General features: G+C 50.0%; 14 protein-coding genes. 9 read left to right on the top strand and 5 right to left on the bottom strand.

Features of this window, described 5'->3' with window-relative positions:
• Nucleotides 1-12: 12 nt before the first annotated feature.
• The 3 genes from FTT64_RS10430 (at nucleotide 13) to FTT64_RS10420 (ending at nucleotide 2,191) form a co-directional block, all read left to right on the top strand.
• Nucleotides 13-1,335: a hypothetical protein gene (locus FTT64_RS10430; RefSeq protein ID WP_005181177.1), complete on the top strand. Its 1,323-nt coding sequence runs from the start codon at nucleotides 13-15 to the stop codon at nucleotides 1,333-1,335.
• Complete coding sequence (locus tag FTT64_RS10425) at nucleotides 1,316-1,603, top strand: chorismate mutase (RefSeq protein WP_075167674.1); 288 nt, start codon at nucleotides 1,316-1,318, stop codon at nucleotides 1,601-1,603. Before FTT64_RS10430 ends, FTT64_RS10425 begins: the two co-directional genes overlap by 20 nt.
• A gap of 411 nt (nucleotides 1,604-2,014) precedes the next feature.
• Nucleotides 2,015-2,191: a hypothetical protein gene (locus tag FTT64_RS10420; protein WP_005181183.1), complete on the top strand. Its 177-nt coding sequence runs from the start codon at nucleotides 2,015-2,017 to the stop codon at nucleotides 2,189-2,191.
• Between the two features lie 242 nt (nucleotides 2,192-2,433).
• On the opposite strand, the gene FTT64_RS10415 is transcribed toward FTT64_RS10420, so the two are convergent.
• From FTT64_RS10415 to FTT64_RS10405, 3 genes are all read right to left on the bottom strand, one after another.
• Nucleotides 2,434-3,744, bottom strand: a complete 1,311-nt coding sequence (locus FTT64_RS10415; protein WP_005181189.1) for a solute carrier family 23 protein — start codon at nucleotides 3,742-3,744, stop codon at nucleotides 2,434-2,436.
• A 299-nt stretch (nucleotides 3,745-4,043) separates the two neighbouring features.
• Entirely contained in the window at nucleotides 4,044-6,728 is a 2,685-nt protein-coding gene (gene ppc / locus FTT64_RS10410; protein ID WP_180182327.1) for a phosphoenolpyruvate carboxylase, read from the bottom strand.
• Between the two features lie 139 nt (nucleotides 6,729-6,867).
• Nucleotides 6,868-7,479 (bottom strand): TetR/AcrR family transcriptional regulator, encoded by a 612-nt coding sequence (locus FTT64_RS10405; RefSeq protein WP_180182328.1) that lies wholly within the window; start codon nucleotides 7,477-7,479, stop codon nucleotides 6,868-6,870.
• A 153-nt stretch (nucleotides 7,480-7,632) separates the two neighbouring features.
• Between FTT64_RS10405 and FTT64_RS10400 the strand changes: the two genes are divergently transcribed.
• The 4 genes from FTT64_RS10400 to dnaJ all read left to right on the top strand — a co-directional run bounded on the left by FTT64_RS10400 (nucleotide 7,633) and on the right by dnaJ (nucleotide 13,607).
• Nucleotides 7,633-8,733 carry an efflux RND transporter periplasmic adaptor subunit gene (locus FTT64_RS10400; protein WP_163143329.1) on the top strand — a complete coding sequence of 367 codons (1,101 nt, stop codon included), beginning with the start codon at nucleotides 7,633-7,635 and terminating at the stop codon, nucleotides 8,731-8,733.
• Between the two features lie 2 nt (nucleotides 8,734-8,735).
• The gene (locus FTT64_RS10395) at nucleotides 8,736-11,882 is read left to right on the top strand and encodes an efflux RND transporter permease subunit (protein ID WP_180182329.1); all 3,147 of its coding nucleotides are present in this window, start codon (nucleotides 8,736-8,738) and stop codon (nucleotides 11,880-11,882) included.
• Nucleotides 11,883-12,013: 131 nt separating this feature from the next.
• Nucleotides 12,014-12,391 carry a hypothetical protein gene (locus tag FTT64_RS10390; protein ID WP_005181203.1) on the top strand — a complete coding sequence of 126 codons (378 nt, stop codon included), beginning with the start codon at nucleotides 12,014-12,016 and terminating at the stop codon, nucleotides 12,389-12,391.
• Nucleotides 12,392-12,497: 106 nt separating this feature from the next.
• Nucleotides 12,498-13,607, top strand: coding sequence for a molecular chaperone DnaJ (gene dnaJ, locus FTT64_RS10385; protein WP_104472330.1), 1,110 nt, complete (start codon nucleotides 12,498-12,500; stop codon nucleotides 13,605-13,607).
• A gap of 72 nt (nucleotides 13,608-13,679) precedes the next feature.
• On the opposite strand, the gene FTT64_RS10380 is transcribed toward dnaJ, so the two are convergent.
• Nucleotides 13,680-13,952: a hypothetical protein gene (locus FTT64_RS10380; RefSeq protein ID WP_016658893.1), complete on the bottom strand. Its 273-nt coding sequence runs from the start codon at nucleotides 13,950-13,952 to the stop codon at nucleotides 13,680-13,682.
• 248 nt (nucleotides 13,953-14,200) lie between these two features.
• Here FTT64_RS10380 and dapB point away from each other — a divergent pair, with 248 nt between their 5' ends.
• Nucleotides 14,201-15,022, top strand: coding sequence for a 4-hydroxy-tetrahydrodipicolinate reductase (gene dapB, locus FTT64_RS10375; RefSeq protein ID WP_016658892.1), 822 nt, complete (start codon nucleotides 14,201-14,203; stop codon nucleotides 15,020-15,022).
• A gap of 56 nt (nucleotides 15,023-15,078) precedes the next feature.
• Nucleotides 15,079-15,723: an START domain-containing protein gene (locus FTT64_RS10370; protein WP_180182330.1), complete on the top strand. Its 645-nt coding sequence runs from the start codon at nucleotides 15,079-15,081 to the stop codon at nucleotides 15,721-15,723.
• Between the two features lie 99 nt (nucleotides 15,724-15,822).
• Here the strand turns inward: FTT64_RS10370 and FTT64_RS10365 are convergent, their stop codons facing one another.
• Nucleotides 15,823-17,280: a capsule assembly Wzi family protein gene (locus FTT64_RS10365; protein ID WP_180182331.1), complete on the bottom strand. Its 1,458-nt coding sequence runs from the start codon at nucleotides 17,278-17,280 to the stop codon at nucleotides 15,823-15,825.
• Nucleotides 17,281-17,302 lie beyond the last annotated feature (22 nt).

Raw genomic sequence — 17,302 nt, 5'->3', positions numbered from 1 at the left:
GAGGCTCAGCTCATGTCACTGTTACGCCGTTGGTTTGATCCAATCCGATCGAGTTGGTTTTATCAAAAACCGTCTCGTCAAGCGGTGTTACCGATTGAGCAGGGCCTCAGTATTCATCTGCGTTTAGATGATGTGTATAGCTATCTGGCAGTGCAGGAACTGCCACAGCTTGAAGAAATTCTCTCCGATGCCTTAAAGCCGTTAAAGGTAATTATTTCCAGTGGCAGTGCAGAGCCGCCGAACCAGATGTCGGCGCTGGAATGGCAGAACTATTGCCTGAATGATGCACAGATCCTGTCCAAGCAGCATCGTTTCAGTTTTCATGACACCCCGGAACAGCCGACCCCGGAAGCCTTGGCGCAAGCTGAAACCATCTTGCGGCATACGCCTTTGCGTGGTCAGGATTTTCTGTATTTGCTGGAAGATGTATTTCATATGCTCTGGCAAAAGCAGTATGGCAAATTACGCACCCTGTATGCCATGGCCAGCCGCCATCATCAGGAACAGCATTTTCCGGAACGGATTTTTAATCAGGATGCCATTCTTGCCAGCTATTTCGAATTTGGTGGCCGTCAGTATCATGCGGTAGATGATTTGTTACGCCTGACCCGGCGCCTAAAACAGCAGAAGCTGCTGACCGGTAATCCGATTTTCCTGATCAATCATATTGAATGGCGTGAGCATTTAATTAATGATGCCGAAGCTTTAAATGAAATTCAGCGTATGGACCCGGAGCTGGATTTATATATCGCGCTGGAAGATCCGATTTCCTGGCTGCTGCTGGCCTATATTCAGGAAGAGCTGGCCAATTATTATAATATTCATTTGAATGTCTATCCGCTCAGTTATCAGGGCCGTGACCTGTTTGACTGGAGCCTGGCCACCCGTTTATCCAAACGCACCGAAGTCGCGTTTACACCGTTTTGCCGGCCGACCCAGGATGCCACCTATCAGATGGCGCGACTGTTTTATAGCGTGCCGGAAGAGCAGCGCATGCAGGCCATTCACCGAATTTTGCAGGCAGTGTGGACCCAGGGCAAAGACCTGTCTTTTAAAGCCCATTTCGAGCAGTTACGCCGTGAGCTGAACATTGTTGAACTGAGCAGTGCCGATATTGAACAGTATCTGAAAGACAATGACATGCTCTGTGAAATGAAGTCTCAGCCGAATTTACCGGTGCTGGAGCTGCGGATTGACGGGCAAAGTTATGTGTTTAATAGCCTTTATCGCGTCTGGATGATTGAAAGTATTTTCAGTAATGTGTTAGAAGAAAAGTACAAAAGTGAAAACGAAGCTGAAAATGACATCTTACAACATGAAAAAAGAGAAAGTTGAGTCGCTGGAACAGGCTCGCGCACAGATTGATGTGATTGATAGTGCTTTGGTGGAGCTGATTGCAGCGCGTCAATACTATGTTGATCAGACCACCCGTTTTAAAAAATCAGAAACCGATATGCAGACCCCGGAACGCCAGGCCCAGATTCTGGAGCGTTTGCGTAGCCAGGCCACCAGTTTAGGACTTGATGCTCAGCTGATTGAACAGCTGTACCAGACCATGTTCCAGCACTTTATTCAGCGTGAACTGAAACAGTTTAGACCTTAAAACCGATAACAATTAAAAACGCGCTGGCACTCTGTTTTTATCACAGTAGGCCGGGATAATCTTCCTGATTCCGGCGGCGCGGATTATTTTTGCTCGTCTTTAATTTTTAGCCAGAACCATAGACATCCGCACTCGGCTGGTGAGATGAATCTGAGCTGCTCTTTCGCTTCAAGATCAAGATTGGTTAAAAAAACAAACGAATCATCTAGCTTTAATTTAAAAATAAACCGATGGCGGCGTTCTGTGCAAAGCCAGAGCCCGACAGGCTTTGCGCGCGTCTATAGTTTTTTGGTAAACTAAATCTATTGATTTTATTACATATTTTAACACTATAGATTTGACTTAATTTAAAATGTATATATATTGTATATACATCTTTTTGTTAAAGCGTCTTTATTTTGGAGTGAAGCAATGAGCGAGCAAATCAAAAAAATAAAGACAGGCAAAAAAGATGGACAACTTTTAATTCGTATTAATAGTGCTGAACGCGATGAATTTATTCATCTGTGTGAAGAACTGGATACTAGTGCTGCTCGTGAATTAAGAAAATTTATTCGTAGCTTTGTGAAACAGCACAAGCGCGAATAGCCTTACTAGGGAGTAATACCATGGCGAAGCAAGTTAAATCGTTAAAGCAAAAAATCAAAGCACGTTTGAAAAAGATTTCAAAACATCAGGGCAAATTGAAACAGCTGCAAAAAGCCCTGAAAAAGCAAAAATAATTTAATTTTGCCTTGAAACCTGACTGCTAGCGTTTAGGTTTCAGATAAAAAACCGAAGCCGGTACTGATCATACCGGCTTCGGTTTTTTTGTATATTAGTCAGGGCAGTTATACTTTTTCTGATTTTTCGCCCAGGCTAAAGAACAGGTTCAGTAACAGTGCGGCAAAGGTCGCCGTCCCAATACCACCCAGGTTAAAGCTGCCAAATTGCAGGGCAAAGTCACCGGTACCTAAAATAATGGTCACTGCCGCCACCATCAGGTTTTTGTTTTTCGAGAAGTCGACTTTGTTTTCAATCCAGATTTTGGCTCCGGCAATGGTAATCAGACCGAACACCACAATTGAAGCACCGGTTAAAATCGCGCTTGGAATGGTATGAATAATGGCACCAAACTTAGGCGATAAACCCAGGAAAATGGCAAACACACCGGCAACCGCAAAAATAATGGTCGAGTAGACACGCGTCACTGCCATCACGCCAATATTTTCACCATAGGTGGTCATGCCTGGCGCACCGACACCACCGGCTAAAGTCGTGGCTACACCATCGGCAACAAAGGCTTTACCAATATGCGGGTCCAGGTTTTCACCGGTCATGGCACTCACGGCTTTAATATGGCCCAGGTTTTCTGCCACCAGAATCAGCGCTACCGGGGCAATGATCAGCATGGCATTAACTTCAAATTCCGGACCATGGAAGGTTGGCAGGCCAAACCATGCCGCCTGCTGGATTGGGGCAAAGTTAATCGGGGTGCCATAACCCATGACATTACTGACAATAAAGTAAACCAGATAGGCCAGCAGCAGACCAACCAGGAGCAACAGGCGCTGTAACAGTCCTTTGGTAAATACCGCAATCGAACCCATACATAGGACAGTCACCAGCGCCATCCACATATTAAATGGATTACCGGCTACACCTTTGACGGTGACTGGGGCCAGGTTCAGACCAATGATCATCACCACTGCACCAGTGACCACAGGTGGCATTAATTTTTCAATCCAGCGCGTACCGGTGGCCATGACCAGAAAGCCGAGCAGGGCATATAAAATACCGCAGGCAATAATCCCGCCGGCTGCCACCGCAATATTCGGGTTGGGTCCGCCCGTGCCGGATGCGGCATAACCGGTCGCAGCAATTACCACCCCAATAAAGGCAAAGCTGGAACCTAAATAACTAGGAACGCGACCACCGGTCATAATAAAGAACAGGATGGTACAGATCCCGGACATCAGAATGGCCAGGTTTGGGTCAAAGCCCATCAGGAAAGGTGCAAGTACCGTCGCACCAAACATAGCAAACGCGTGCTGAACCCCCAGGACCACGGTTTGCGCAGGTGGAAGATACTCATTGGTACCTACAGGACGTGCATCGATACTGCCTTGATACGGGCGCCATTTGGGAAACCAATTGGACATATTTTGAGCACTCTAAAGACAAATTGTGCCAATCATACTCCTGTTTTTTAAAAGATTTAATCGGAGATACAAAATTTTTGTTCAAATTAATTCTATGACTTTGCTTTGTTTTTTACCGCAGGGTAAAAATTTTTAAATATAAAAATAGTATGAAATCAGTAGATTAATTCATCGACTTTGGCTGGAGGGAATGTATAAATAATAATTATTTTATTCATAAAAAAAGAAATGATAGCTTTGTGACTGCTTAAAAATACAGCACATGCAGAACATGTGCTGTATATTTTTGCCAATTTGACTTAGCCGGTGTTGCGTAATCCGGCGGCAATACCGGCAATGGTGACCATTAAGGCATGATCTACCGGACTATGCTCGGCCTGCTGGCTGTTGAGATACTGGCGACGACGTTTCATCAGTTCGGCCTGCAGCAGATGCAGCGGCAGTAAATACGGTTTACGTACTTTCATCGACTGATCCAGCACATCATTGCTGCTGAGGAGCTGTGACTCACCTTTCAGTGCCAGCAAGGTCTGGACTGCATCTTTCAGGCGTTGACGCAGCTCGGCGCCCAGTGCTTTCAGTTCTTCATCTTCGGTCAGATGCGCTTCATAGTAGAGCGCAATATGCCCATCGGCCTTGGACAGAACCATCTCCAGCATATCCACCAGGGTCTGGAAATAGGGCCATTCGCGCAGCATTTCTTCCAGCAGTGCCTGCTGGTCCTGGGCAATCACCTGGTTAATGGCCGCACCGGTGCCCAGCCAGGCTGGTAGCATCAGGCGAATCTGGGTCCAGGCAAACACCCAGGGAATGGCGCGTAGCGATTCAATGCCGCCGCTGACTTTACGCTTGGCCGGACGTGAACCAAGCGGCAGCATTTGCAGCTCCAGTTCCGGGGTCACGGTACGTAGATATTTCACAAAATGCGGATTTTCCCGCACAGTCTGGCGATAGACCTGCACCGACAGGTCAGTCATGCTGTGCATTAACTGGCGCCATTCCTGTTTAGGAACCGGCGGTGGCAGCAAGGTCGCCTCCAGTGTCGCAGCGGTATAGATTTCCAGATTCTGTAAGGCAATTTCTTCCAGACCAAACTTGAAGCGGATCATTTCGCCCTGTTCGGTGACGCGAATCGCCCCGGAAATAGAACCCGGTGGTTGTGAGAACAGGGCCTGCTGGGTCGGTGCGCCGCCACGGCTGATAGAACCACCACGACCATGGAACAGGGTCAGCTGAACCCCGTGCTGCTGTGCCACAGCGGTCAGTTCTTCCTGGGCACGATACTGGGCCCAGTTAGCCGACATAAAGCCGGCATCTTTGGCCGAGTCGGAGTAGCCAATCATCACCTCATGTTTGCCCTGAATATGCTGCTTGTACCAGTGCATGCCAAACAGGGTGTGCATGGTATTGGCTGCGCCGTCCAGATCTTTCAGGGTTTCAAACAGCGGCACCACGCGTAGCGGCGTTTGAATACCGGCTTCTTTTTGCAGCAATAACACCGCCAGCACATCACTTGGATATTCGGCCATGGAAATAATATAGGCACCTAGCGATTCCGATGGCTGTTCGGCCAGAGTCCGCATGGTGGCAAACACTTCCTGCACATCCGAATGTTCAATCAGGCTCTGTTTCGGTTCCTGCAGGTATTTAGGCAACAGCGGACGTTTGCTTTGCAGTTCCTGTAGCAGGAAATTCTGCCGCGCCTGTTCGGTCCAGGTTTCAAAATTGCCCAGCCCAAGATACTCGGTAATTGCCGAAATGGCCTGACGATGACGACCAGATTCCTGACGGATATCCAGTTTGAGCAGTTCAATTCCGAAACAGTTGACCCGGCGAATGAAATCCAGCAGCTTGCCATTGGCAATTTCCGGCATGTTGCAGGCCATTAACGAGCGGTGACACAGCAATAACGGGGTCAGCAGTTCCTGTTTACTTTTAATCACCTGGCTGTCATCGGCGTCCAGTCCTTGCAGCTTTTGCGCCAGCCAGTCACGGGTGGCCGTTAAACGCTGGCGGGTTTCGCGTAAATATTCACGATATGGTTCAGGATGCGGGGTGCCAATTGCAGCCAGCAGCTCCGGACTGCATTGCTGGATCGACAGTTCCCAGCGCAAATCTTCAATATCGCGCAGGTACAAATCGGCAGCTTTCCAGCGCGAGAGCCACAGCACTTCCTGAGTCACCTGATGGGTCACATTCGGGTTGCCATCGCGGTCACCGCCCATCCAGGAGGCAAAGCGCAGCGGTGCAATTTCCAGCGGCAGCTGCTGGCCACACTGGGCCTGCACCATGCTGTCCAGTTCCCGGATAAATTTAGGCACTGCATTCCACAGTGTCTGTTCAATGGTGGTAAAGCCCCATTTGGCTTCATCAATCGGGGTCGGGCGATGCTGACGAATTTCATCAGTCTGCCAGGCCGAGCTGATCAGCTGTTTCAGCTCTTCCAGTACCGCCTGACGCTCACGCGGCGTCAGTTTCTGCTGGTCAAAAGCCGACAGGCAGGCATTGATGCCATCATATTTCTGAATGAGGGTGCGGCGGCTGACTTCGGTCGGATGCGCGGTTAAGACCAGTTCAATATTCAGCTCGCAGATCTGCTGGAACAAGGTCTCGGCAGAAATATCGTGCTGCTGGAATTTCTGAAACAGATGGTCGAGTGGATTCGGGGAGGGTGCGCTGTCATCAAATTCGCTCTGGCGGCGGCTACGAACCACATGATACTGCTCGGCAATATTGGCAAAATTTAAAAAGTGGGTAAAGGCACGGGTCAGCGGCAGAATTTCTTCATCTTCCAGACTGGACAGCAGTTGTTCGAGTTGTTTTTCTGCTTCAATCTGGCCATCACGGGCGCCTTTGGCCAGCGCACGAATCTGTTCGACCTGATTAAACAAATCTTGTCCGGCGTGCTGTTTCAGGGTATCGCCCAGTAAATTTCCCAGCAGACGCACATCTTCGCGTAATGGAGCAGCAATTTGTTGAATCATTTTTTTCCCTCTCCAGAGTTCCTGTTTTGACTATACCCGGAATTCGTGAAAATCCAAGCCAGCACAAGGCGAAAGTCGGATAATTTTTATCCGGAAGTGCTGCAAAAAAGCCGGTTTTGTTCAAGGCTTAGGCAGCCAGTCACTCGGAGATGGCTTGCAGGAACAGCTGGATACTGGACTGGATCAGCTGCTGCTGTTCCTCGGTGGCCGGAATTGGGCGGATGCCGAGCAGAATTTCATGATGGCGCTGACCGAGTAATAACGACAACATCAACTGGATTAACTGTTCTAGCGGCATCTGATGGATAAAACCTAAATCAATGGCCTGCTGGAAAAAGTGCTGCCAGACCTGGTTCAGCTTTTGATGCGAGGCCTGATAAAACTGCTGTAACAGCGGACTTTGCTGTGAGGCCAAATCGAGCAGCAGATATTCCAGCTTGATGGCTTCGGGTAAATAGACAATTTCCAGGGACAGCGCACACAGCTGCGCCAGCGCCTGCTGGAAATTGCTGTCGGCACTGAGCTGCGGCGGACGCGCCATAATCAGGGCTTCACAGGTATCTTCAATGGCACAGGTAAACAAGGTGGCCTTGTCCTGAAAATGATTATAGACCGTCAGTTTGGTCACGCCGGCATCGCGGGCAATTTCATTCATGCTCGAACCATGATAGCCCTGCTTTAAAAACAAGGATTTAGCCGATTCCAGAATGCGCTGGCGTTTTTCGAGATCTTTGGGACGTCCGACGTTCATTTGCTGAAAATATCCTAAATAAAATAAAAACAGTCATTGTGTTTTGCTGTTTCTTGCAATTAATGTACTCATCGGTATATTAATTAAAAATTGATCATTTTTAATATATTGCTATTTTGCCTGAAAAACATCTGACAAATAAGAGTCAACCGCATGAGCACGATTAACACGGTAGTTCTCAGCCTGATCCTGGTGTGTAGCACCCTGGTCGGTTGCAGCAAGGACAGCGCCAGCACTGAACAGAATATTCCCTATGTGATGGTGGCCCAGCCCACCTCCAGTCATCAGGCACAAAAAAGCTATGCTGGTGAGGTGCAGGCGCGTCAGCAGACCGCGTTGGCCTTTCGGGTCGGTGGTCAGGTGGTGGAACGCTATGTCGATGTTGGCGATCAGGTCAAGGTCGGGCAGGTGCTGGCACGTTTAGATGTTAAAGATGCCCAGTTACAGCTGAATGCAGCGCGCGCCCAGCTCGACAGTGCCCAGTCGGCCGCCAAAATTGCCCAAGATGAATTGCAACGTTTTCAGCAGCTGTTGCCAATGAATGCGGTTAGCCGCTCGCAATACGATGCCATCGACAATCAGTACAAATCTGCCGTGGCGGCGCTGAAACAGGCGCAGTCCAATTATGCGGTGGCGCAGAACCAGACCGTATATAACCGGCTGGTGGCCAATAAAAACGGGGTGATTACCGCACGCAATATTGAAGTGGGGCAGGTGGTGGCAGCCGGTCAGGCGGCGTATCAGCTGGCAATTTCCGGTGAACGTGAAGTGGTGATTGGCGTGCCCGAGCAGGCCATGAGCCAGATTAAAGTCGGTCAGCCGGCTACGGTCACCTTATGGTCACAGCCGGATCAGCGCTTTGAAGCCTATGTGCGGGAGATTTCACCGGCAGCTGACCAGTCACGTACTTTTAGTGTCAAGGTGGCGCTGCGTGCTGCCAATCCGGCCATTCAGCTGGGACAAAGTGCGCGGGTGTTTTTAAATGGCAATGCACAGCAGCAGCTGACCGTACCGCTGTCCAGCATCTCGGCCAATGGCCAGCAGGCCTATGTCCTGGTGGTGGGTGCCAATCATCAACTACGTAAAGTAGATGTGCAGCTGGGCGCTTATGGCCGTGACAGCGTACCGGTACTTAGCGGGCTGAAGCCAACGGACTATGTGGTGGTGGGTGGGGTGCATCTGCTGCGCGATCAGCAAAAAATCCATCCGATTGACCGGGAAAACCGTGCCGTCAAGCTTCAGGCAGGGGGTTAAGCATGAGCGCACCGCTAAACTTTAACCTGTCGGAATGGGCCTTAAAAAACAAGGGCCTGATTCTGTATTTCATGCTGCTGCTCGGCATTATTGGCATGTATTCCTATTCCAAATTGTCGCAGAGTGAAGACCCGCCGTTTACCTTTAAGGTGATGGTGGTGCAGACCTACTGGCCGGGCGCAACCGCCAAGGAAGTGTCCTTGCAGGTCACCGACCGGATTGAAAAAGAGCTGATGACCACCGGGCAGTACGAGCGGATTCTGGCCTATTCGCGTCCGGGGGAATCAATGGTGACCTTTATTGCCAAAGATTCGCTGCGTTCCGGGCAAATTCCGGATATCTGGTATACGGTGCGTAAGAAAATCAATGATATCCGGCATGAACTGCCCCAAGGTGTGCAGGGGCCGTTTTTTAACGATGAATTTGGCGATACCTTCGGCAATATTTATGTGCTGACCGGCGAAGATTTTGACTATGCCACCTTAAAAGAATATGCCGACCGCCTGCAGCTACAATTGCAGCGGGTCAAGGATGTCAGCAAGGTCGAACTGATTGGCCTGCAAGACCAGAAAATCTGGATTGAACTGTCCAATACCAAAGCGGCCCAGCTCGGTATTCCAGTTACCGCCATTCAGCAGGCATTGCAGCAGCAGAACAGCATGGCCAGTGCCGGCTTTTTTGAAACCGAAACCGACCGGATTCAGGTCCGGGTCAGTGGCCAGCTGAACAGTGTTGAAGCCTTGCAGCAGATGCCGCTACTGGTCAATGGCACCACCATTCAGCTGGGTGATGTTGCTGAGATTTACCGCGGTTTTAGCGATCCGGCCCAGCCACGAATGCGTTTTATGGGCGAAAACGGGATTGGCATTGCCGTATCCATGCGTAAAGGCGGCGATATTCTGGCGCTGGGGGAGAATCTGGCCAGCGAATTCCAGCGGCTACAACAGACCTTGCCACTGGGCATGCAGCTGCAAAAAGTCTCGGATCAGCCGGTGGCGGTCAAGCACAGTGTTAATGAATTTATGAAGGTACTGGCCGAGGCGGTGATTATCGTGCTGCTGGTCAGCTTTTTCTCGCTCGGGTTTCGTACCGGTCTGGTGGTGGCTTTTTCCATTCCACTGGTGCTGGCAATGACCTTTGCCGGCATGAACCTGTTTGATGTCGGCCTGCACAAGATTTCCCTCGGCGCCCTGATTCTGGCGCTGGGCCTGCTGGTGGATGATGCCATTATTGCAGTAGAGATGATGGCCATTAAAATGGAGCAGGGCTATAGCCGGCTTCAGGCGGCCGGTTTTACCTGGAAAACCACGGCTTTTCCAATGCTGACCGGTACCCTGATTACTGCGGCCGGCTTTTTACCGATTGCCACGGCCGCGTCTAGTACCGGCGAATATACCCGCTCCATCTTCCAAGTGGTGACCATTGCCTTGGCGGTGTCCTGGTTTGCCGCGGTGCTGTTTGTGCCGTATCTGGGTGATAAACTGCTGCCCGATTTTAATCAGCAGCCACAACAGGCCAGCTGGTATCAGCGCCTTTGGGCACGCTTACGCAAGCAGCCCGCTCCAGCGCCTGTGGTGCATCATGTCGGTGAGCAGCATGATCCATATCAGACCCGTTTTTATCAGGGCTTTCGCCGCTGGGTCGATACCTGTGTGACCTACCGCAAAACCGTGATTGCCGCTACGGTAGGCATTTTTGTGCTGTCGATTTTGATGTTCAAGCTGGTACCGCAGCAGTTTTTCCCACCCTCAAACCGGGCCGAAATTCTGGTTGATCTTAAACTCGAAGAAGGCGCTTCGTTAACAGCCACCGAAGCCGCAGTACAAAAGGTCGAGCAGTTCCTGGCCAAGCAGGAGGGGATTGATAACTATGTGGCCTATGTCGGCACTGGCTCGCCGCGTTTTTATTTACCGCTGGATCAGCAGTTACCGCAAACCAGTTTTGCCCAGTTTGTGGTGCTGGCCTCATCGCTAGAAGACCGGGATGAAATTCGCCGTTCGCTGGATGAGCAGATTCGTAAATTATTACCGGAAGCGCGTACCCGGGTGTCGCTGCTGGAAAATGGTCCGCCGGTTGGCTATCCACTCCAGTTCAGGGTTTCCGGTGAAGATCTGGCTCAGGTACGGCAATGGGCGCAGCAGGTCGCAGCTCAGGTGGATGACAATCCAAACACCACCAATGTCCATCTGGACTGGGGTGAGCCAAGCAAGGTGATTCATCTACAGATTGATCAGGACCGGGCACGGCAAATGGGCGTCAGCAGTGTTGATCTAGCTAATTTCCTCAACAGTTCCATTCTTGGCAGCGCGATTGACCAGTACCGGGAAAAACGTGAACTGATTGAAATCCGCCTGCGCGGTGATGCAGCCGAGCGGGTCGATGTTGGTTCACTCAGCAGTCTGGCAGTACCAACTACGCAGGGTAGCAGTGTGCCATTGGCCCAGATTGCCCAGATTGAATACCGTTTTGAAGAAGGCCTGATCTGGCACCGTAACCGTTTACCGACCATTACCGTACGGGCTGACATCAGCAGCGGTTTACAGCCAGCCACGGTGGTGGGGGAGCTAAGCGAACCCTTACAGCAGATTCGCAGCCAGTTGCCAAACGGCTACCTGCTGGAAGTCGGCGGGACGGTGGAAGAATCGGCGCGTGGACAAAGCTCGGTCAATGCCGGTATGCCGCTGTTTTTGGCGGTGGTGTTTACCCTGTTGATGCTGCAGCTAAAAAGCATGTCACGGGCCTGTATCGTGTTTTTAACTGCGCCGCTTGGCATTATTGGGGTGGTGCTGTTCCTGCTACTGTTCAATAAGCCTTTTGGCTTTGTGGCCATGCTCGGCACTATTGCGCTGTCGGGGATGATCATGCGTAACTCGCTGATTCTGATTGACCAGATCGAGCAGGATATTCAGGCCGGTGAAGCGCCATGGGATGCGATTATCAATGCCACGGTGCGCCGCTGCCGTCCAATTGTGCTGACTGCACTGGCCGCCGTGCTGGCCATGATTCCGCTGTCGCGCAGTATTTTCTTTGGCCCGATGGCGGTGGCCATCATGGGCGGATTGATTATTGCGACGCTGCTCACTTTATTCTTTTTGCCGGCCCTGTATGCGCAGTGGTTTAAAGTGAAAAAAAATCAGAATATGGCCTGATTTTGTGTCAATATAAGGTGCGAAAGCTTGAAAATTTCAATATAGTAGCACCTTCATTTTTACAATTTTCAATAGGTAAATTTACTGCATATTATAAAACCAAACATGCAGTAAATGGGGTTGAAGCACACATGCAGCAAGATAGCTTAGCCAAGTTACGTCGTTCGATTGCTCTTTCTTACGTCTTCATGTTTTTCGCCCTGTTTACCTTGATTAGCGCCATTTTTGCCTACTGGCTGGCCCGTAAAGTGGTGATGGTCGATCAGACCGAAGTCTGGTTACAGGCCCAGGCACTCTGGGTCATGCGCAATGTCATGATCTACTCCATTTTGGCGGTATTTGCTGCCCTGTGGTTTATTCCGCTATTTTTCTATGCCTGGAATGATGCCACCTGGGTCACTGCGACCACCATTGCCGGTGTGGTGTTTAGCGCCATTGCCTTCTTATATTTACTCAATGCCTGGATCAAAGGCTTAAGTAAATTCATGAAAAACAAGGCGGTGTTTTAAGCAGCCTAAATTTTTTTCGCTGCCTGCCCTTGTAAATCTGGGATAAACCCCAATTTCAGACCTCAGTTGAGTCTTAAATAAAATTCCGTGAGGAGCATCGCCAGACATGGCTAAACGTGATTATTATGAGGTTTTGGGTGTTGCTAAAACCGCTAGTGATGATGAAATTAAAAAAGCCTACCGTAAGTTGGCGATGAAATATCATCCGGACCGTAACCCAGATAACCCGGAAGCTGAAGAAAAATTTAAAGAAGCTTCAGAAGCCTATGAAGTACTGTCGGACAGCGAAAAACGCAGCATGTACGACCGTATGGGCCATCAGGCCTTTGAAGGCGGCATGGGCGGTGGTGGCTTCGGCGGTGGCTTTAGTGCCGAAGATATCTTTAGCCAGTTCGGCGATATTTTTGGGGGTGCCTTTGGGGGCGGTGGCCGTCAGCAACGTGCGCGCCGTGGTTCGGACCTGCGCTATGTGATGGAACTGACCCTGGAAGAAGCGGTTAAAGGGGTGAAAAAAACCATCAGTTTTACCGCACCTGCACCGTGTGATGCCTGTGATGGTAAAGGTTCACAAAATCCGAATGATGTCGAAACCTGTAAAACCTGTCATGGTGCCGGTCAGGTACGTATGCAGCAAGGTTTCTTCTCGGTGCAGCAGACCTGTAGCACCTGTCGTGGCCAGGGCAAAATCATCAAGAACCCATGTAACAAATGTCATGGTTCAGGGGTATCTGACCGTCAGCAAACTCTGGAAGTTACCATTCCAGCCGGTGTCGACAATGGCGACCGCGTACGTTTAACCGGTAAAGGTGAAGCGATCCGTGATGGCCAGGCCGGCGACCTGTACGTAGAAGTGGTGGTGCGCGAGCATGAAATCTTCCAGCGTGATGGTGCCGATCTGTATATGGATGTGCCGGTTTCAATTGCCGATGCTGCCCTCGGTAAAGAAATTGAAATTCCGACGCTGGATGGCCGGGTGAGCCTGAAAATTCCGGAAGGTACCCAAACCGGTAAACTGTTCCGCCTGCGCGGTAAAGGCGTGAAACCGGTACGTACCAGCATGGTCGGCGATCTGCTGTGCCGTATTGTGGTGGAAACCCCGGTGAACCTGACTTCGCGTCAGCGTGAACTGCTGAAAGAATTGCAAGCGACGCTGGATGGCGATAACAACAATTCGTCACCAAAGAAAAAATCATTCTTTGACCGTCTGTTTGACTAAGCCAGTTGAAACAGCGCGCTCAAACACAAAGGGAGATGAACATCATCTCCCTTTTTTATGGCGAGTAAAAAATTAAACCCCTTCCACAGGGTCAATTTCTGCCACCAGCGCATCGTCCTGAGATACAGCCATCTCGGTGCTCTGTTCGCTTTGTTCTTCTTCAATTGCATCAATTAACGCCACTTGTGCTGCTTCTTCTGCCGATACTGCTGGCTGTAAAGTGGTGGTAATGCGGACCTGAGACAGGCTTTCTAAGGTATCACCCGGTTGTAATGGCGGTTCTGCCCAAGCCGAGCTCATCAGTAGCCCCATACACACTGCCATCCCCAGTTGTTTCGAATGCATGCTTGATCTCCTTATAATCTCTATTCTATTCATTCGTGACGGCTAGTCTGCTGCAGCAATTTTGCACTTTTGTGAAAAAACGCGAGAAATCAGAACTTTCTTTTCAATTTCTATTTTTAAATTACCGGGTGTGCGGGCTACGGTTGAGCCATCTTAGTTTTTTTCGGCTTTTTTAGACTGCCGGCTTAGTCTGGGCAGGGAGTTTTGATATAGTAAGGACAATTTCGAATCAACATCAGGAATATGTTATGTCAGCAACTCCACGCATTGGTGTATTAGGTGCCGGTGGCCGTATGGGACGCATCCTTATTCAAGCCGTTGAGCAGGCCGGTTATCAACTTGCAGCTGCGGTGGAACGTCCGGAAAGTAGCTTAATCGGTGCAGATGCAGGCGAGCTTGCGGGCATTGGTAGCCTGGGTGTAAAAGTGGTTGGCAGTCTGGAAGAGGTGGTAAAGCAGTGTGACGTGGTCATCGACTTTACTGCACCGGCAGCCACGGTGAACCATCTGAAAATTTGTCGTGAAGCTGGCGTGGCAATTGTGATTGGCACCACCGGCATGAATGATGAACAGAAAGCCTATCTGGATGAATCGGCAACACAAACTCCGGTGGTGTATGCAGCCAACTATTCTGTCGGCGTCAATGTCTCAATCAAACTGCTGGAACTGGCCTCGAAAGTGTTTGGCGATACGGTAGATATTGAAGTGATTGAAGCGCACCATCGTCATAAAGTCGATGCGCCATCAGGTACTGCACTCATGATGGGTGAAGCAATTGCAGAAACCTTGGGCCGTGACCTGAAAAAAGATGCGGTCTATCATCGTGAAGGGCATACCGGTCCGCGTGAGCGTCAAAGTATTGGTTTCCAGACCATTCGTGGCGGCGATATTGTCGGTGAACACACCGCCATGTTTATTGGTGAAGGCGAGCGCGTCGAAATTACCCACAAAGCCACCAACCGGATGAACTTTGCTGCCGGTGCCGTGCGTGCTGCTGCCTGGGTCGTCGGTCGTGATGCGCGTAAATATGACATGAAAGATGTCTTGGGTTTTAACGATATTCAAGTTTAAAACCGCTGTAAAATCCGTTATAACAACACTAAAACTAAAATAAGATGAACAATGGAATGAAAAAATGGATTGTATTAGCCGGTGCGCTCGCCATGGCGGCGAGTGTACCCGCCCAGAATTTGCAGAATGCCAAACTCAATATTCATAAAAATAATATTAAGGTCTGGACCTATCAGCATCCGCAAAACCCGGTATTTTTGTACAAGGCCGAAACCACTTTTCCGGTCTCGATTGAAAAAGCCGCCAGCCTGATTCTAGATGTGGAGCATGCCATTAGCTGGGTGCCGTATATGGGCAGCGTTAAGGTACTGTCGCGTGATGACCAGAAAGGTGAGTTCCTGCTGTATATGGTGCTGGATTTTCCTTTTCCGTTAAAAGACCGTGATCTGGTGGTCAAAGGCAGAATGTTTAAAGATGCTCAAGGCGTGATTCATATTCAGAACAAGGCGGTCAGCCAGGGTTATCCCTTAAACCCGAGCTATGTGCGTTTAACCCATTATGAAGGCGACTGGACCTTTCAAAAACTGGGGGCCAACCGGGTTAAGGTGTCTACCTATGGTTATGCCGATCCGGCCGGTTCGATTCCAACCAGTTTTGTGAATATGTTTGTGCAGCAGCAGCCTTATCAGATGCTGCAAAAAATGAAACTGGAGCTGAGTCTGCCGGGTCGTGAGCGGCCCTTACCAGCGATTTTAAGATAAAAACTACCCGTCTGGTTTTAGACGGGTCAGGCATCAGCAGACTCAGAAAGTGTATTGAAATAGTGCTGATCTGAGTCTTTAAAACGACATTTAACGGCCTTAGTAGCTAAACAGTCCTTTTTCCAGCGGGAATTCAATCCCGATTGAGGCGCCGCCATCTTTACCATGTAGGTCTGAGTCACCCAACCAGCCATTCAGTTTAAGTGGAATATCCGGACGTAGGTAATGTGTCCAGGTGATATCTAAAGCTGTTAGCTCATCTTGCTCAGGAAAAGCATAGTTTGTTTGACGGCTACCTGGTCGATTGGCTGCTTGATCAAATTTAGCAAACAGCACCCGGCCATGCAGACGGTTTAAAGGATCAAAACGGATATCGCCGCCCACTGAGATCATCTGGCCATCGCCGCCCATTGCATGCGCTAATGGGTAGCCATGCTGATAGAAACCGCCCTTATAATTGGTGTGATTATAGGAGATTCCTTGTGCCTTGCCATTGGTACGGGTGTCGGCCCATTCGCTATACAGCTGGTAGGGCATATTCTGGTAGCTAGATGAATAATCTACCCCGGCCAGATACATTTTTTTCGCGGGCAGGCCGCCGGCTTCATCTTCACCGACATACTGGGCATAGACACCCAGCGGCATTTGCACTAAAGGTTGTAAGCTTAAACGCGCATCAAAACCGGCAATCTGATTCGATGGATCGGGTTCACCCGTGCCACCATTGTCTTTGTTGCCAACAAACGCATCCCAGAGTGAGCTCAAGCTTTCCGGACGTCCTTCACCGCCCCACTGAATAGCACGTGAAGCACCCAGTTCCAGATAGGGAAGCGGTTGGGCAGTAACACGCAGGCCAATCAGTTTGGCATCCGGGACTGCATCATAATGGTCCAGCTGACCGGCAAAGGCTTGGTATTGCCATGGTCCAATCCAGGACAGCCATTTGCTGCTAAAAGCAGTCTGTTCTGCCCGCTGTGCAGTAATACCATAGACTGGGCGGCTGGCATCGCCACGAATCAGACTCCCCTCATGACCGGGTCCCCAATAGGTCGGAATCTGGCCGGCAATCAGCCACTGATTCCAGAGTTTCCCGGCAATATAAGAGCCTTCAACATTCACATCCTGATCATGATCAATCTGCGGGTCTTTTTCGGCATTCACCCGCAATCGGGCATCCCATTGGCTGCCGCCAGCATTCAGTTCCAGACCAGCCTGATATTGTGATTTTTCCTGATCGCCAAAGGCTTGAGGCAGATACTTATGATCAGTTTCTGCAAATAGCGCAGCTTTCAAGAGCTGATTATCGGCATTTAAATGGGTGAGGACAGCATCCACCACTTTTTGCTGGACAGAATTACTGATTTTCGCCTGAGACAGGGCGCGCTGAATTTCATCACCACTCATGGGCCAGGTGGAGGTACTGATCTGAATCACCCCTTGCTGGTTCAGCCAATTCAGGTCGGTACGCAGGTTCTGGTCATTCAGCACAATCCCTTGGGCAAAGGTCAGGGATGAGCTGAGGGCAAGGGTCGCAAGCAATATTTTTGATAGACGCATTTTTGATTCTCAGGAGTTTTTG

Source organism: Acinetobacter sp. Q186-3 (assembly GCF_013420655.1).
Lineage (GTDB): Bacteria > Pseudomonadota > Gammaproteobacteria > Pseudomonadales > Moraxellaceae > Acinetobacter > Acinetobacter indicus.
Note: the sequence above shows the minus strand (reverse complement) of the source record. Positions and strands in the feature narration are given on the sequence as shown.

Excerpts from the sequence above, each read along its gene's own strand:
- FTT64_RS10430 (WP_005181177.1), top strand. The coding sequence starts at position 13 with ATGTCACTGTTACGCCGTTGGTTTGATCCAATCCGATCGAGTTGGTTT.
- FTT64_RS10425 (WP_075167674.1), top strand. The coding sequence starts at position 1,316 with ATGAAAAAAGAGAAAGTTGAGTCGCTGGAACAGGCTCGCGCACAGATT.
- FTT64_RS10420 (WP_005181183.1), top strand. The coding sequence starts at position 2,015 with ATGAGCGAGCAAATCAAAAAAATAAAGACAGGCAAAAAAGATGGACAA.
- FTT64_RS10415 (WP_005181189.1), bottom strand. The coding sequence starts at position 3,744 with ATGTCCAATTGGTTTCCCAAATGGCGCCCGTATCAAGGCAGTATCGAT.
- ppc (WP_180182327.1), bottom strand. The coding sequence starts at position 6,728 with ATGATTCAACAAATTGCTGCTCCATTACGCGAAGATGTGCGTCTGCTG.
- FTT64_RS10405 (WP_180182328.1), bottom strand. The coding sequence starts at position 7,479 with ATGAACGTCGGACGTCCCAAAGATCTCGAAAAACGCCAGCGCATTCTG.
- FTT64_RS10400 (WP_163143329.1), top strand. The coding sequence starts at position 7,633 with ATGAGCACGATTAACACGGTAGTTCTCAGCCTGATCCTGGTGTGTAGC.
- FTT64_RS10395 (WP_180182329.1), top strand. The coding sequence starts at position 8,736 with ATGAGCGCACCGCTAAACTTTAACCTGTCGGAATGGGCCTTAAAAAAC.
- FTT64_RS10390 (WP_005181203.1), top strand. The coding sequence starts at position 12,014 with ATGCAGCAAGATAGCTTAGCCAAGTTACGTCGTTCGATTGCTCTTTCT.
- dnaJ (WP_104472330.1), top strand. The coding sequence starts at position 12,498 with ATGGCTAAACGTGATTATTATGAGGTTTTGGGTGTTGCTAAAACCGCT.
- FTT64_RS10380 (WP_016658893.1), bottom strand. The coding sequence starts at position 13,952 with ATGCATTCGAAACAACTGGGGATGGCAGTGTGTATGGGGCTACTGATG.
- dapB (WP_016658892.1), top strand. The coding sequence starts at position 14,201 with ATGTCAGCAACTCCACGCATTGGTGTATTAGGTGCCGGTGGCCGTATG.
- FTT64_RS10370 (WP_180182330.1), top strand. The coding sequence starts at position 15,079 with ATGAAAAAATGGATTGTATTAGCCGGTGCGCTCGCCATGGCGGCGAGT.
- FTT64_RS10365 (WP_180182331.1), bottom strand. The coding sequence starts at position 17,280 with ATGCGTCTATCAAAAATATTGCTTGCGACCCTTGCCCTCAGCTCATCC.